The following is a 12,898-nucleotide window of genomic DNA, read 5'->3' as shown; positions in this document are numbered from 1 at the left end:
GAGCAGCCTACCTGGCTGGTCTCGGGGGGTGCGACGCATTATTCCGATATGCCGGGCCAGGGCTTGTATTGGCGGATCGGTATTGATTGGTTATGAGATAGGGCACAGGTTCCCCTGCCTCGTTGCGTGCCGCCGCGAACCCCGGCAAGGTCAAGCCTTGCCGCTCTGACCTGGCCTTTTCGTCTCACCCGTACGGGAGTTCTGGTGCCCGCCCACCGCCGTCCGACGCCACCCCCGCCCCGGCCCGCGATCGGGGTGCTCGCCGCCCTCCTCGTCGGCAGCGCCGGACTCGGCGTCGCGTTCACCGCCGTCGAGACCTCGGATCCGCACCGGCCGCCGGCCCGGCCCGGCAGCCACACCGCCCAGGAGATCGGCCCCGCCGCGCCCGCCGCCCTGACGGTTCCGCCCGCCGGGAGCCGGTCTGTGGCACCGACCGACACCGGCGCGCCGATGACCCCGACCGCCGACGAGAGCATCGTCGAGGCGCAACTCGTACCCGACACCAGTGGCAGCGGAGCGGCCGAGCCCCTCGCCCCGTCGACCCCGCTCCCGAACCCGAGCACCCCCGGCCGGCCGCGGCCGACGCAGACCCCGCGTACCCCGCCGCCGACCCACCCGTCGTCGACCCCGACGGTCACCCCGACACCGAGCGGTAGCCCGTCCCCGTCCCCGGCGCCGAGCGACCCACCGCCGTCGACCTCGCCGACCCCCGACCCCACCCCCAGCGTCCCGGCCACGCCCACTCCGACGGCCACCGTGACACCGGATCCGACCCGGACCCCGGACCCGACGCCGAGCGGCACCGGGATCCCGGAGTCGACCGGGGACACCGCCGGCTGAGGTCAGGTCCGCGCGGACGCGGGTCCGCGCCCGGTCACGTTGACTCCGCCACCGCCACCGCCACCGCCACCGCCGTCGCCGTCGCGAGCCGCCGAACCCCCTCCGCCAGCAGGTCCGGGGCGAAGAGGGAGAAGGAGAGGCGCAGGTACGCGTCCCCGGTGGCGGTCACGAAGAAGTGCGTTCCGGGCAGGTACGACACACCGTTCGCCTCGGCGTACGGCAGCAGCGCGGAGGCGCGCAGCGGCCCGGGTAGCCGTAGCCAGAGGAACCAGCCGCCGGCCGGCACCGTGAACTCGACCTCCGGCAGGTGCTGCCGTACGGCGGCGACCAGCGCGTCGCGTTGTCCTCGGTAGCGGGTCCGCATCCGCTCGAGGTGGCGCTCGTACGAGCCGAGTCGGGCGAACTCCGCCATCGACAGTGCCGTGGCGTGGTTGACCCCACCGCCGCTGTCGACGTAGCCGCGCCGGGCGAGCGCGGTGACCAGCGTCGGTGCGGCGGTGAGCCAGCCGAGCCGCAGCCCGGGTGCGACGGTCTTCGAGAACGATCCGAGTCGGATCACGGCCCCGTCCTCGGCCTGGCTGTACAGCGACGGCGGAGCCGGAGCGTCGTAGGCGAGTTCGCGGTAGGTGTCGTCCTCGACCAGGACGAGTCCGGTCCGTTCGGCCATCGCGACCAGTTCCGTCCGGCGTGCCCGCGCCAGGGATCGCCCGGTCGGGTTGCCGAAGGTCGGTACGAGGTAGAGCAGTGGCACCCGCCGCCCCTCCCGGCGCAGCCGCTCGACCAGCTCCCCGGTGGCCTCCGGAAGGATGCCGTCGGGGTCCGACGCGGTCGGTACGAGTGTCACGCCGTGATCGGCGAGCACCCGGAAGGCCAGGTGGTACGTGGGCGCGTCGACCAGCACCGTGTCCCCGCGTCGGCAGAGCAGCGCCGCCACCAGCTCCAACGCGTGCGAGGCGCCAGCGGTGACGAAGATTCGCCCGGCGTCCGGGGCGCCTCCGTCGGTCCGGCCCAGCCGTTCCGACAGCCACTCGACCAGCGGACCCGGACCGTTCGCGTAGCCGTACGCCAGCGCGGCGCCGCCGTACCGGCGCAGGCCGCCGACGGACGCCTCGGCCCACTCGGTCAGCGGCAGGCTCGCCGGGTCGGGGTGGCCCCAGGAGAGGTCGACGGTCTCCGGGGCGCTGTGGAACTGCACGAGTGGAAGCCCGTTCGAGGCCCTGGCTGACATCTGCACAAGATAACCATCGCCATCGAACTGTCCGGGACGCCGCCGGGCCGGGTAGGCCCGCGCCCTGACGGCTGGACAGCAGCGCGACCAGTCTCCCGCTTGCTTAACGTGCAGGTTCGGTGACCTGACGTTACGATGTCGGGCGGTCCAGTTGACACGAAGGCTCATCACCGGCCGGCACCGAGATCGGGAGGCTTCGTGATCCGCGTGCTGATCGTCGAGGAGATGGGGCTGCTCCGGGGCGCGCTCCGGATGATGCTCGCCAGCGAGGACGACCTGGAGGTGGTCGCCGACCTCGCGCCCGGCGCCGACATCGTCTCCGTCGTACGTCGGGAACGTCCGGACGTCGTACTGATCGACATCGAGCTCGCGGACGTCGACCCGCTGGCGGTGCTGCGACAACTCGGCGCACGGGCGCGGGGGAGCGCGGTGCTGGCGTTGACCGGCCGCCGGTGCCCGCAGACCCTCCAGGCGGCGCTGCGCGCGGGCGTACGCGGATTCGTCGACAAGAACCTGCCGCCAACCGAGCTGCTCCGGTTGGTGCGGCTGGTGGCGGCGGGGGAGCGGGTGATCGACCCGGCGACCGCGGTGGCGGCGCTGAGTCCCCCCGTCGGCCCGCTCACCGACCGGGAGCGGGAGGTGCTGCGGGCGGCGGCGGAGGGGCTGCCGCTACGGGAGATCGCCTGCCGGCTCTACCTCGCGTACGGGACCGTGCGCAACCATCTCACCGTGATCCTGCGCAAGACCGGTGCCCGGAACCGGCTGGAGGCGGTCCGGCGGGCCCAGCGGGACGGATGGCTGTGAGGGGTGGATCGCCGCGCCAACGAGCGGTCCAGGGATGTCCGTGTTTAAATCCCTACATATGGTGACTCTGTCGAACCCGGAAGAGGCGACGATAGATTGATCCGCACACTGCTGGCTCTCGACGGCGCGCTCATCCGTGGCGCGCTGGCCTTCGTACTGACCATTGAGGACGACATCGACGTGGTGGCCGAACTCGATCGGATCGAACAGGTCGAGTCCGCCATCCGGTCGAGTCGTCCCGACGTGGCGGTCGTCGACTCGGGGCTCTACGGCACCGGCCGATCCGCCGGGACGGCGCCACACTACGAACAGCCGTGCCCGGTGCTCGTGCTGGTCGACACCCGCCGGCCCCGCGCACTCGGCGGGGCGCTGCACAGCCGCAGCCGCAACGTCGGCTTCCTCGGCAACGACGTACCTCCGCAACGGGTGGTCGACGGGGTGCGCCGGCTCGCCCGGGGAGAGCCGGTGGTCGACGCGGAACTGGTCGTGGCGGCGCTGAACACCGAGAGCCCGCTGACCGCCCGGGAGACCGAGGTGCTGGAGATCGCCGCGGACGGCTCCCCGGTGGTCGAGATCGCGGCCCGGGTCGGTCTGTCACCGGGCACCGTACGCAATCACCTGTCCCGGATCGCGACCAAGGCCGGCGCCCGGACCCGGATCGAGGCGGTCCGGATAGCCCACGACGCAGGCTGGATCTGACGGCGGCCTGATCTCCGCCGGCCGACCAGAAAACGGCCCTGGGTAGGCGGCATGTCCCACCCACCCAGGGCCCGGTCATGACCCGATCAGTTGCAGGTCACCAGGGACAGCGAGCTGTCGCCGCAGAGCAGCAGGCTGGCCCGGCTTCCACCCGGGTCGCCCCCCTTGAGCTCGGCCGCGGTCAGTTCCAGGCCCTGCAGGTCGAGAAGCGCCATGTCGTGCCACCTCATTCCGGTTCGATCGGTTGTCCACCCCCGCGAACGCGAGGGAGTCTCAGTTGGTGCCGCCCGTGGCGTCACTGCGGCGGCAGTCCCCACGGGGTGAGGAAGGGCAGGGTCACCGGCTGCGCCGAGCGGGCCGCCGCGATCGCGAGCAGTACACCGGCGGTCCCGGTGGCGAGGTCCATGGAGAGCCGCAGCAACTGCTCGCCCGGGAAGGCGAGACCACCCTGGTACGGCATCGCGTGCCAGGCCAGCCGCTGGCACTGGCCGTCCAACTCCCGCCGGTCCTCCTCGGCGGCGCGGGCGGCGAGGTAGACGATGATGCCGGCCCGGCCGGCGAAGAGCCCGGACTGCACGTAGAGCGGTGACCGGGCCGCCCGCCGGATCGCCGCGCCGGCCCGAACGAACTCCTCGTCGGGACGGTGCCGCAGGAACTGGTCGAGGACGAGTCCGATGCCGACGCTGCCGTGCGCCAGGTAGGGCATCGTCCGCCAGCCCTCGTCCACCTCCATCGCACCGTCCGGGCGTACCACGCAGCGCCGCAGATCCTGGCGGAGCGCGGTCGCGGCGAGGTCGAGCAGGGCCGGGTCACCGGAGATCTCGTACAGGCGCAGGAACATCAGCGCCGGGCCGGACCGGCCCCGGGTGAGCCCGGCGTACGGATGCTGCCCGCCGCTGGTCGCGGTGCCGGAGTCCGCATCGGTCGCCGGTACCTGCGTACCGACCAGGTCGGCGGCCTGCCAGGCGGCGTCCCAGAGTCCCGGCTCACCGGTTCGCGCCGCCAGTTCGGCCAGATTGAGTGCGATCCCGGAGAGGCCACCGGCCAGATCGTGGCCGAGCCGTCGCCATGGTTCACGCAGGCAGATGTCGAGTACGTCCAGCGCCCGCTGCCGGTGACCGAGGTGTTCCAGCGCGTACGCGACCCCGTGCAGCCCGTCATAGAAGCCGCAGCGGCTGCCCGACGGCGGGTCGAGCGCCCGCTCGACCAACCAGTCCTCGTGCTCCGGGTACCGGCCGGCGCCGCTGACCGCGAGCGCGTACAGCACGCCGGCGGCGCCATGGGCGAGATTGAGTCCACCGGACCGGAACTGTTCGATGTCACCGGGGAAGAGCCGGTCAGGGCGGTCCGGGGTGGCGCTGCTCAGGATCGTCCCGACCAGCTGGTCCCGTAGCCGGGGCCAGCCCTCCGGATCGGCGGGAAAGTCCGCCGGATCGGCCGGCGTTGTCGCTGCCGGCGTTGTCGTTGCCGCTGTTGTCGTTGCCGTCGTTGTTGCCGTCGACGGGGTCGGGGCAGCGCCGGTGATCTCGTCGACCGCCGTGGCCAACCACGTCCGGGGAACCGGGAAGTGGGCGGCGATGATGTCGGCGAAGTGTCGGGCCTTGGCCGGGGCGAGCCGGACCAGCTGGGTCAGCGGCAGGAACAGCGCCAACCGGAGGCAGGCCAGCGCGTACCGGTCGACCGCGAAGCCGGTCCGGTCGCGCGGCGCGGCGAAACCCTGGTTGCGCAACCCGGGCCGACCGGGCTCGTCGACCGGCGCCGCGACCTCGAAGTCGACCAGGGTCACCCGGTCGTCCGGGCTGATCATGATGTTGAACAGGTGCAGGTCGCCGTAGACCACGCCGCGCTCGTGGATCGCGTCGATGATCGACTCGACCTGCTGGTGGACGTCCCGGGCCCAGGCCGCGTAAGCGCCGAGCCGTTCGGGGTCCGCGTCGGCGTCGATCAGTGGGTAACGTTCGACCAGTACCTTGTTCAACGCCCGGCCCTCGACGAACCCGATCGCCAGAAACCGGTGTTCGCCGAGGTCGAACTCGTCGTGCACCCGGGGCAACTGTGGCACCTCGGCCAGCCGGCGCAGCATCTCCGCCTCCCGGGCCAGTCGCCGCACCGCGTCCGCGCCGGTGGCGTCCAGCCCGGCGTACGGGCGGGCCTCCTTGAGTACGACCGGGGTGTCGGTACGCAGGTCCCGCCCAACGTAGAGGCCCCCGCCGTTCGAGAAGTGGATCACCCGCTCGATCCGGTACGGCAGGTCGTTGGTGGTGGTCGCGTTCCGCGCGGCGAGGTGCGGGGCGAGGAAGTCGGGCAACGTCACCCACTCCGGCACGTGCAGCACCGGATCCCGGCGGTCCGGCACCAGGGTCCCGTCCGCGTCGGCGATCGCCGGCACCACCTGCCCCTGGGGGGAGAGGCAGTACCGCGCGGCGAAGCCGCCGTAGCGGACGAAGACCGGGCCAGCGCCGTACCGCAGGTCACTCAGGATGTACGGCCCGACCTCGCCGGTGAGCAGTTCGCCCAGTTCCTTGCAGGCCAGTTCCAGTTCGGCGACGTCGTGCGGATAGATGGTGACGAACTTTCCGCTGGAACCGCGCGGCGCGTACTTGGCGTTTCGCAGCAGCAGCAGGCGCGGCCCCCGGAGAAACTTGAACGACAGCCCACGCGCTACGCAGTAGTCCCAGGCCGTGGCGAGCACCCGCTCGGCGTTCTCCAGCCCGGCCGAGAGGTGGATCTTCCAACCCTGTGCGGGCAGGGTGTCGCCGGCCGGCCCGTAGACGAACCAGTCGTCCTTTGGTTCACGCTGCCAGCCGGGTGGCACCGGTCGGGCCGCCACCGCGAACTCGACGGTGGACGCGCCGGTGGTGGCGAGGGAGTCGTAGAAGAGCGGGTCGGCAGCGCAGTACGCGTCGTAGCGTTCGTCCATCGTGGGCGGCTCCTCCGGCGGATCCTGCGCGGAATTCCGTGACTCGATCGATGGTTCGAGTCTCGTGCACGGGACCGTCGGGCTCTAGTGCGCTAAGTCATCACCGCCCATGCCGGACGCATACCCATTCATGACAAATGTCAGCGTGCCCCGGACCCCCTCACGTACGGCCATCGGGCCGGTACGCGGGTGGGGGACCGCGCACCGGCCCGACGGCCGTACGTCAATGAAGAGGTGTGTCACTGGGACGGCTGCGGTACCTCACAGTTGACCTTCGGGTTCAGGCCGACATAGTTGAGCGGACCGGCGATGATCGTGACGATCGTCGTACCCGCCTCCGCGCAGTTGTCGTTCTCGTCGTTGAAGTAGCCCCGCTGACCGGCCGCTATCGCTCCGATGATCAACCAAATGACAAGGATGGCCGCTCCCGCGGATGTACCTCTACGACGCATTGCTGCCTCCTCGTCCGAGAGCCTGGATGTGCGGTCTCCTGATACCCAGCCCGGCGGGTCGCGCAAACCCGGGCGTGTCGGCGCGGCCGGGGTGGAGACGGATACGGTGGCTGCCGAGTCGGGAAAGAGGGTGACCGGGGTGGCGGACGAGGCGTGGTGGAGTCGGGAGGTGTCGCTCCGCTTGCCCTCGCCCCTGACCGAAGTGGTCGACGACCGGCTCAGCCGGGCCGGCGTGCGGCTCCTGCTGAAGCGGGACGACCTGATCCACCCCGAACTGCCCGGCAACAAGTGGCGGAAGTTGACGTACAACCTGCGGACGGCGCGGGAACAGGGCTTGCGCACGCTGGTGACGTTCGGCGGCGCCTACTCCAACCACGTCCGTGCGGTGGCGGCGGCCGGGGCGTACTTCGGGTTCGACACCGTGGGAGTGATCCGGGGCGAGCAGCACCTTCCACTCAACCCGTCACTGACGTACGCGGTGGACCGGGGGATGCGGCTGACGTACCTGGATCGGGGTCGCTACCGCGACAAAGCCGCACCGGAACTGCTGGCCCGGCTGCGGGCGGAGTTCGGCGAGCACTACCTGATCCCGGAGGGCGGCAGCAACGCACTGGCGGTACGCGGCTGCGCCGAGGTCCCGGGCGAGATCACCGAGCCGTACGACGTGGTCTGCGTACCGGTCGGCACCGGCGGAACCCTCGCCGGAATAGCCGCCGGCCTGGCGCAGGGACGGTCCGCGATCGGCTTCTCCGTCCTCAGAGGTGGCCAGTTCCTGGTCGCAGAGGTCGAGCGCCTGCAACGTGCCGCCTGCGGCTCGACGACCGGCAACTGGCGGATCGAGTACGACTTTCATTTCGGCGGTTACGCGAAGTCGAAGCCGGAGTTGGAGGCGTTCATCGACGACTTCGCGGCCCGACACGGCGTCCGCCTGGACCGGATCTATCCGGCGAAGATGATGTACGGCCTCTTCGCCCTGGTCGCGGCGGGAGGTTTTGTCGCGGGCACCACGATCGTCGCGGTGGTGACCGGTTGAGAGTGGATGGGGCGCCGAGCGTCCTGCAGTTCACCCGCGGCGCCAGTCCGAAGTCGGTAATGCCGAACGGCTCGACTCACCCCGCCACAGCGAGGGCAATGACGGGTGGCACGAACGATGTCGCCCCCCCGAAAGGATCGCCGTCACGAAGTCACTTTTCGTGATCAACCCCGCGCAGGGTCGACGGTTGAGCGCCCTTCGCTGTCGTGGCGGCGAGGATTCCGCAGCCGGCGGTGATGAGTACAAGGACGGCCGTGGCCGGGTTGACGTACGCGGGCGCGGATGAACCGACGTACGTGCCACCACCGCTGAGCTGGCATTCGAAACGAATCGGTACGAAGCTGACCCCGTACCCGACGACCTGGCTGGCCAGTTCCTCGCCGGCCGCCCGGCAGGGTGCGGACGGCGAGGAGCCGGTGCCCCCGTCCTCCGCCTCCATCACCGCGTAGCCGACGTGGAGCATCCCCCAGGTGTACATATGGCGACGGCACCCGCGCCGGCGAGCAGCGCCACCGCCCGCAGCCGACCCGGCCGGGAGCGCCCGCTTCTGCTGAGCGCCCCGACGAGCCCACGAACCGTGAGGGCCACCGCGGTGATAACGCCGCCCAGTGAGGCGACGAGGAGTACGAGAAACAGCATGGCGACGTCCTTAATCTTGCGCGATGCGGACCTCCGTGGCGCCGAACGGGCGCCGGTGCCCGCCGTTTCGGTCGGTCGAGCGGTCGCATGCCCCGAACCCAATCACGCGCTGACGATCACCGTCCAAGCGCATTCGCCGCGATGCTGATATGGGTACGGATATCAGCCCTGCTGCTGGCCAGCGCTCGGACCGGAAACCCGACCGAGAGTCGTGGCCGCGTCCTGCCCGTTCGACGGAGACTGCGCTGGCGGATCGTCGCCGCAGTATCGCCCGTTGTCCCGAGCCGGACCACGCCCGTCCATGTGAGCCTGACGTCGATTAACTTCAATGTCTCGGGCGGGGCTCGACGAGGAGTCCGTGCACCGTGGACAGCATCAGGAGGAGGCTCCATGCGCGGACACAGATGGGTGACGCTGGTAGCGGGGGTCACGCTCGCACTGGGCGGGCTGGTCGGAGTCGCGGCCAATCCGGCGGCTGCCGACCCGCCGGGCGGCACGCTGCGCGGCGTCTACTACGACGGCCAGTTTTGTAACAGCTACGGCAGCGAGGGCGCAGCGACCGGCCTGTGGAGCTGGTACTACTGCGAGTACCGCCCGAACGGCACCAGCGGTCCCGGTTTCTACTTTCTCTGGACCTTCACCTACTAGGTTTGGATAGGCGTTCGCCGGGTCGTGGGGTGCGGTTGCGGTGTGACGCACGCAGCAGCCGTGCCCCGCGCTCGGCCAGCCACCGGTTCATCTTCTGGAAGACGTAGACCTTGCCCGCAGTTCGCCGTCCCCCCACCTGCTCGGGCGTACTGGCCTGTCACCTCGGGCTGCTGAACAGCAGGCTCTCAGGCTCTTCGGCGACGTACTGGGCCAGGGTGCCAGTGTGGAACGCCCGCCAGAGCGCCGAACTCCGATCGCCGTCCGAGGGGACGCCTTCGCCTTCGCTGGCGCCCGGTGCCGGGGCGGTGAGGAACCAGATCTTGTGGGCTTCCACCAGAGCCGCCGAGCGGGCCAGGTCGCGCAACTCGTCGCCGGTGAAGCGGTCGTCAACGGAGACCGCCCGGGTGACGGCGTTGAGTAGCCGGTAGTTCTCCAGCGGGTTGACGTCGAACCGGATCGACGCGGCCTTGGTCAGCAGGGCCCGGAGCAGGTTCTGCTGCCGCTGGGACCGGTCGACCGTGCCATCGGGCAGCTCGTCCGGTTGTCGCAGGTAGGCCCGCGCCCGTTCGGCGTCGAGGTGGTTGACGCCGGCCCGGAAGTGGATCCCGTTTCGATCGGTCACGTCGGCGGCGACCGCGACATCGACACCGCCGAGCACGTCCACGGCCGTCGCCAGTTCCTCGAAGTCGATCACCATGAAGTGGTCGATCCGTACCGAGGTATAGCGTTCGACCGTACGGATCAGCAGCGGCGGCCCGCCGAGCGCGTGCGCGGCGCCCACGGCGACCACTCCGTGCCCGGGTACGTCAACCTCGATCCGGTCGGGGATCGACACCACCGCGACGGAGTTCTGGTCGGGGGTAAAGCGGATCATCATTACCGCACCGCGCGGGGACTGCACCTCGGGCGCCGGCTCCGGGGCTGTGGTCCCGGCCGCCTCGCCGACCCGTTCCGTGCCCGCCTGCCCGATGGCGTTTCCACCGGATTCGCCGGGCCTCGGTTCGGCCGACCCGTCGGCCGGGCCTGGCTCGGAGTGGTCGGTCGGTGACGAGGCAGCAGGACTCGGGGCTTCCCGGCCCAGCTCCGCGCCGACGGCGAGGATGGTCCGACCGTTCGACGTCGTCGTGCTGGAGACCGGTCGGTTGGCAGCTTCCATCGGGCCGAAGACTTCTCCGACCCGGGTGATCCGGCCGGTCAGGTCGGAGCTGGTGAGGTAGCCGGTCGCGAGTACCCCGACCATGCCGGCCGAGAGCAGGATGACGCTGGCCAGTCCGAGGCGACGTAGCCGTCGTGCCCAGCGGTTCGTGCGGGTCTCCGGCACCGGGGCGTCGGAAGGCTCTTCCGGCCGCGCGTTGCTTCCCGTCATGATGTTGTCGATTTCTCCGTCGGGTCGGGCGTTGGAAAGGACGTCGGTCAACCTCGGACCGTGTCACGGGTGCGACCTGCCGCGGGCCTCCGTTGCGCGTGCCGGGCCGGGCGTCCGTAGCCGGACGGCACCTGCATCAACAGCACGATCAGGAGCACTGCCGCCCCGAACGTCCCCAGCAGCGCCGTGCTCCCCGGCACCACGCCGGCCGAGACCAGCACCGCGACCAGACCGGCGGTGGAGGCGCCGAGGAAGAGGGTGCCGAGCAGTGCGTGCGGACCGACTCCGGCGCGTTTGAGCCGGTGTGCCACGTGGTCGGTGCCGCCCTGCAACCAGGACCTGCCGGCCAGTTGCCGGGAGACCAGCACCAACCCGGTGTCCGTCGCCGCCACGAAGACGATCAGCAGCAGGATCGAGGCCCGGTCGACCGGTGCCCGGCCGGGGGCGACCATCGCCGCGCTGGTGGCGATGAGGAACCCGATGAACAGGGAACCGCTGTCGCCCATGAAGATCCGTGCGGGCGCGGCATTGTGCAGCAGGAACCCGGTGCAGGCGGCGGCGAGGCAGAGCAGGAGCAGGGCGAGTTCCGGCATGCCGGCGACGACGGCGAAGACCGCCAGCGGTACGGCCGTGGCGCAGGCCACCGTGGCGAGTGCGCCGTCGGTGTTGTCCAGCAGGTTGAACGAGTTGGTCACGACGATGATCCAGCCGACGGTCAGGGCCAGGTCGAGCTGGTCCTGACCGACCAGGTGCAGGCGTACGCCGCCGAGGGCCACGGCGGTGGCCAACAGCGCCTCGACCGCCATCCGGGTGCTCGGCCTGAGCGTACGGGCGTCGTCGACCAGGCCGAGCAGGGCGATGCAGAGGGCGGCCCCGAGTACCAGCCAGATCCGGTACCCGGTCGGCTCGATCACCGCGACGGCCGGCACCAGGGTCGCCACGACGATGGCGGCGCCACCGAGGTACGGCGTGACCTGGTGGTGTGCCTTGTGTGGCGCGGGTCGGTCGGTGAGGCCGTAGCGGAGCGCGACCCGGCGTGCCGGCTCCACGAGTACGGCGATGAGCACCAGTGCCGCAAGGGTCGCGAGCACCGTTCCGGTGGCCGGCAGAGGCATGTTCACGCCGGGAGCATCTGGGTGCGGGCAACCTCTTCCGCTCTCGCCTCGGCGACGGTCTCCCGGAGGATGTCGTCGAGGGTGCGGGTCGGCGACCAGCCGATCATGCGGTTGAGTTTGCCGATGTCGGGGACGCGGCGGGTCATGTCCTCGAAGCCGGCGCCGTACGCGGTCTCGTAGGGGACCAGCCGGACGTCGGAGGTGCTCTGGGTGGCCTTCACGATCCGCCAGGCGAGGTCGAGGATGCTGATCTCGGCGGGGGAGCCGACGTTGACCGTCTCGCCGATCGCCGCCTCGCAGTCGAGCAGCCCGATCAGCGCGGCGACCACGTCGGTCACGTGCGCGAAGCAGCGGGTCTGCGAGCCGTCTCCGTAGACGGTCAGTGGCTGTTCCCGGACCGCCTGCCGGACCAGACGTGGGATGACCATGCCGTACGCCGGGCTCTGCCGGGGGCCGACCACGTTGAACAGTCGGACGACCATGCTCGGCAGGGACCGCTCCCGGTGGTACGCGTTGGCAAGGATCTCGTCCACCGCCTTGGCGGTGCTGTACGCCCACCGTACGACCGCGGGGCTGCCGAGGATCCGGTCGGCGTCCTCGCTCAGCGGACCGCGCGAGTTCTTGCCGTAGACCTCGGAGGTGCTGGCGATGAGGATCTTGCGTCGGTAGCGGTGTGCCGCCTCGATCACGATTTCCGAGCCACGGATGTTGGTGGTGAGAGATTTCAGTGGCTGTTCCACGATCAATTTGACGCCGACCGCGGCGGCGAGGTGCACCACGGTGTCGCACCGGTGCACGAGTTCGTCGACGACCAGTTCGTCGAGCACCGACCCCTGGACAAAGTGCAGGTCAGGATGGGTCGATGCCTGGTCCAGATTGGCGATCCGCCCGGTGGACAGGTTGTCTAGTACGACGACCCTGTCGCCTCGGGCGAGTAGTGCGTCCACCAGGTGCGAGCCGATGAAGCCCGCTCCGCCGGTGACCAGAATCGTGCCGCGTGGCATGAAACGTCCCCTCTGTATCGCTCGCCGCCGTGCCGCGAGTCTCGTTGGTAATCGGCCCCGTTGAGCACGATAGGGCATATACCATCGCCAGGGCGACGAATGCTGATTTCGTCCTACATGATCGTTTTATGGGCATCTTGACGGCAAAGC

The 12,898-nt window shown here is 70.4% G+C and carries 13 protein-coding genes and 1 pseudogene; 5 read left to right on the top strand and 9 right to left on the bottom strand.

All coding sequences use genetic code 11. The features are described 5' to 3' along the window. Positions 1 to 204: 204 nt before the first annotated feature. Positions 205 to 840, top strand: coding sequence for a hypothetical protein (locus tag BDK92_RS01350; protein ID WP_147456875.1), 636 nt, complete (start codon positions 205 to 207; stop codon positions 838 to 840). A 34-nt stretch (positions 841 to 874) separates the two neighbouring features. Here BDK92_RS01350 and BDK92_RS01345 read toward each other — a convergent pair whose 3' ends face one another. Continuing rightward, positions 875 to 2,068: an aminotransferase-like domain-containing protein gene (locus tag BDK92_RS01345; protein WP_121153823.1), complete on the bottom strand. Its 1,194-nt coding sequence runs from the start codon at positions 2,066 to 2,068 to the stop codon at positions 875 to 877. Between the two features lie 198 nt (positions 2,069 to 2,266). On the opposite strand from BDK92_RS01345, the gene BDK92_RS01340 reads away from it, so the two are divergent. After that, positions 2,267 to 2,872, top strand: a complete 606-nt coding sequence (locus BDK92_RS01340; RefSeq protein ID WP_246016716.1) for a response regulator transcription factor — start codon at positions 2,267 to 2,269, stop codon at positions 2,870 to 2,872. Positions 2,873 to 2,968: 96 nt separating this feature from the next. Further along, complete coding sequence (locus BDK92_RS01335) at positions 2,969 to 3,571, top strand: response regulator transcription factor (protein WP_121153819.1); 603 nt, start codon at positions 2,969 to 2,971, stop codon at positions 3,569 to 3,571. An 86-nt stretch (positions 3,572 to 3,657) separates the two neighbouring features. Here the strand turns inward: BDK92_RS01335 and BDK92_RS01330 are convergent, their stop codons facing one another. The 3 genes from BDK92_RS01330 to BDK92_RS01320 all read right to left on the bottom strand — a co-directional run bounded on the left by BDK92_RS01330 (position 3,658) and on the right by BDK92_RS01320 (position 6,895). Beyond that, positions 3,658 to 3,786 carry a SapB/AmfS family lanthipeptide gene (locus BDK92_RS01330; RefSeq protein ID WP_121153817.1) on the bottom strand — a complete coding sequence of 43 codons (129 nt, stop codon included), beginning with the start codon at positions 3,784 to 3,786 and terminating at the stop codon, positions 3,658 to 3,660. 80 nt (positions 3,787 to 3,866) lie between these two features. Further along, a complete protein-coding gene (gene lanKC, locus BDK92_RS01325; RefSeq protein WP_121153815.1) occupies positions 3,867 to 6,491 on the bottom strand; it encodes a class III lanthionine synthetase LanKC in 2,625 nt (874 codons plus the stop codon). A 239-nt stretch (positions 6,492 to 6,730) separates the two neighbouring features. Continuing rightward, positions 6,731 to 6,895 (bottom strand): hypothetical protein, encoded by a 165-nt coding sequence (locus BDK92_RS01320; RefSeq protein ID WP_425462205.1) that lies wholly within the window; start codon positions 6,893 to 6,895, stop codon positions 6,731 to 6,733. 178 nt (positions 6,896 to 7,073) lie between these two features. Between BDK92_RS01320 and BDK92_RS01315 the strand changes: the two genes are divergently transcribed. Beyond that, positions 7,074 to 7,976: a 1-aminocyclopropane-1-carboxylate deaminase/D-cysteine desulfhydrase gene (locus BDK92_RS01315; RefSeq protein ID WP_246016715.1), complete on the top strand. Its 903-nt coding sequence runs from the start codon at positions 7,074 to 7,076 to the stop codon at positions 7,974 to 7,976. Positions 7,977 to 8,127: 151 nt separating this feature from the next. On the opposite strand, the gene BDK92_RS01310 is transcribed toward BDK92_RS01315, so the two are convergent. Then, positions 8,128 to 8,454 carry a hypothetical protein gene (locus BDK92_RS01310; RefSeq protein ID WP_121153811.1) on the bottom strand — a complete coding sequence of 109 codons (327 nt, stop codon included), beginning with the start codon at positions 8,452 to 8,454 and terminating at the stop codon, positions 8,128 to 8,130. A 551-nt stretch (positions 8,455 to 9,005) separates the two neighbouring features. Here BDK92_RS01310 and BDK92_RS01305 point away from each other — a divergent pair. Next, positions 9,006 to 9,263: a hypothetical protein gene (locus tag BDK92_RS01305; RefSeq protein WP_147456874.1), complete on the top strand. Its 258-nt coding sequence runs from the start codon at positions 9,006 to 9,008 to the stop codon at positions 9,261 to 9,263. Here BDK92_RS01305 and BDK92_RS41065 read toward each other — a convergent pair. The 4 genes and pseudogenes from BDK92_RS41065 to BDK92_RS01290 all read right to left on the bottom strand — a co-directional run. Beyond that, a pseudogene (locus tag BDK92_RS41065) lies at positions 9,256 to 9,351 on the bottom strand (IS982 family transposase); the annotation flags it as partial. The gene BDK92_RS01305 and the pseudogene BDK92_RS41065 overlap by 8 nt on opposite strands. Positions 9,352 to 9,420: 69 nt before the next feature. Further along, complete coding sequence (locus BDK92_RS01300; protein WP_121153807.1) at positions 9,421 to 10,680, bottom strand: LCP family protein; 1,260 nt, start codon at positions 10,678 to 10,680, stop codon at positions 9,421 to 9,423. Next, complete coding sequence (locus BDK92_RS01295; protein WP_121153805.1) at positions 10,677 to 11,744, bottom strand: glycosyltransferase family 4 protein; 1,068 nt, start codon at positions 11,742 to 11,744, stop codon at positions 10,677 to 10,679. The genes BDK92_RS01300 and BDK92_RS01295 overlap by 4 nt, the downstream gene beginning before the upstream one ends. Positions 11,745 to 11,746: 2 nt before the next feature. Continuing rightward, positions 11,747 to 12,748, bottom strand: coding sequence for an NAD-dependent epimerase/dehydratase family protein (locus tag BDK92_RS01290; protein WP_121153803.1), 1,002 nt, complete (start codon positions 12,746 to 12,748; stop codon positions 11,747 to 11,749). Between the last annotated feature and the right edge of the window lie 150 nt (positions 12,749 to 12,898).

The sequence above is a fragment of the Micromonospora pisi genome (genome assembly GCF_003633685.1).
Classification (GTDB): domain Bacteria; phylum Actinomycetota; class Actinomycetes; order Mycobacteriales; family Micromonosporaceae; genus Micromonospora_G; species Micromonospora_G pisi.
The sequence above is the reverse complement of the archived record's forward strand: the minus strand, read 5'-3'. Positions and strand labels throughout refer to the sequence as shown.

What these genes read in the sequence shown, in the direction of transcription:
- BDK92_RS01295 (WP_121153805.1), bottom strand. Translation starts at nt 11,744, where the DNA reads ATGCCTCTGCCGGCCACCGGAACGGTGCTCGCGACCCTTGCGGCACTG.
- BDK92_RS01330 (WP_121153817.1), bottom strand. Translation starts at nt 3,786, where the DNA reads ATGGCGCTTCTCGACCTGCAGGGCCTGGAACTGACCGCGGCCGAGCTC.
- lanKC (WP_121153815.1), bottom strand. Translation starts at nt 6,491, where the DNA reads ATGGACGAACGCTACGACGCGTACTGCGCTGCCGACCCGCTCTTCTAC.
- BDK92_RS01305 (WP_147456874.1), top strand. Translation starts at nt 9,006, where the DNA reads ATGCGCGGACACAGATGGGTGACGCTGGTAGCGGGGGTCACGCTCGCA.
- BDK92_RS01345 (WP_121153823.1), bottom strand. Translation starts at nt 2,068, where the DNA reads ATGTCAGCCAGGGCCTCGAACGGGCTTCCACTCGTGCAGTTCCACAGC.
- BDK92_RS01290 (WP_121153803.1), bottom strand. Translation starts at nt 12,748, where the DNA reads ATGCCACGCGGCACGATTCTGGTCACCGGCGGAGCGGGCTTCATCGGC.
- BDK92_RS01310 (WP_121153811.1), bottom strand. Translation starts at nt 8,454, where the DNA reads ATGTACACCTGGGGGATGCTCCACGTCGGCTACGCGGTGATGGAGGCG.